Annotated in this window: 1 protein-coding gene and 1 pseudogene; both read left to right on the top strand. The window is 45.7% G+C overall.

The window, feature by feature from the left end:
- Positions 1–865: 865 nt before the first annotated feature.
- Positions 866–1,291 (top strand): helix-turn-helix domain-containing protein, encoded by a 426-nt coding sequence (locus CX651_RS19680; protein WP_101057795.1) that lies wholly within the window; start codon positions 866–868, stop codon positions 1,289–1,291.
- A 131-nt stretch (positions 1,292–1,422) separates the two neighbouring features.
- Positions 1,423–1,531: pseudogene (locus CX651_RS20035) on the top strand (transposase); the annotation flags it as partial.

Raw genomic sequence — 1,531 nt, 5'->3', positions numbered from 1 at the left:
AGAAGTCGGATCGTAGCCATGTCGTTCTGTGAGCCAAGGAGTTGCGGATACGAATTGTCTTCCTAAGACCGCTTGGCCTCCGACGTATGAACACTCTTCATCGAGTTAAATCGTTTTGTCGATTTCTCAATGCCTGTGAGTGTCCACACAGATTTGCTTGTTTATCTTGTTAAAGAGCAATCCCTTAGGCGCTGTGGCCATCGGGTCAGGGCTGCGTATTCTACGCTTTCCTGCTGCGGCGTCAAGAGGTATTTACCATCTTTTTTCGCCTGTCATTGAAAGGACTCAAAAGCCTCTTTTCTTCGACCCTGTCACGTCTTTCGCGTTGCCGCTGCGCCGTGTCAGTGGGAGCGCATTATAGGGAGCCTGAACTTTTGTGCAAGAGCTTTTTAAAAGAAAAAACCACTTTATTGACTGACTGTAGAAACCCCGCTCAACCACACAGCTTACCTACCCATTAACCACAGACTTATCCACAAACCTATTTGTATAAACAATTCTGGTAGTCAGACTCAGGGGAAAGATTCACCCAATGTAATACACCTTATTAGTCATGAAACCAGTCAGAAATAATCGAGATTCTGTATAATTACTAAAATGTTTTCTCATCCTGTACAGGGTTGCGCCCAAGTTCATAGCCTCGAAGCCAGAACCCCAAGCTTTAACTGCGCGGCTCATCGACTCTGAATACCCGAGATGTTCATGCAGCCAACGATAAATAACTGCGCCTACAAACCACATTGCTCTGCTTTCAGCCTGAAGCCAACCTAGAGCATTACTCAATAGCTAGAGATAAACGATTAATACCTACTACTCTGCAAAGGCAAACTAAAAGGATATTCATTAACTCAGTTGCGGCCGCTGCATTTATCAAGAATATGCGCGGGCAACTATCTCCTTAACAGCCCTGCTTGGTGTGAGTCGCACTAGTGTTAATACTTGGGTCGCAAGTTACCTGGCTGATGGGCTCAATGGTTTGCTTGATAAACCTAAACCCGGACAACCCAATCAACTCTCTCCTCATCAATTAGAGCAACTTAAAAAGTTTATCGAGAAGAATGCCATCAAGCAGGATGCTGGACGCTTAATAGCTGAAGATATCAGAGTTTATATCGGTAACGACCTGCATGTGAGCTATAGCTTGACCAATGTGTACCGCTTACTCCATGCGCTTGATTTCAGTCTCATCCCGGGTCATCTTCCACTTGAGCGTGTGGATGTGTGGTTCCAAGACGAAGCCAGATTTGGCCAACAAAACCAAACGACAAGACTTTGGGCAAAACGGGGGTAGCCGTCCCGTGTCGTCAAACAGCAGCAATTTGATTATGGGTATCTGTTTGGAGCAGTCTGCCCAAGTAACGGTAAAACGGAAGCATTGATTACGCCCTTGGTCAACAAAGATGCCATGATGCTTCACCTTGACTCACTTTGATTAAGTTGCCCACTTATTCCCCAGAGCTGAACCCAATGGAGCAAGTTTGGCAATGGCTCAGACAACACTGTCTTTCCAACCGAGTATTCGATTGCTACG

The organism is Shewanella chilikensis (assembly GCF_002836945.1).
GTDB lineage: Bacteria > Pseudomonadota > Gammaproteobacteria > Enterobacterales > Shewanellaceae > Shewanella > Shewanella chilikensis.
Note: the sequence above shows the minus strand (reverse complement) of the source record. Positions and strands in the feature narration are given on the sequence as shown.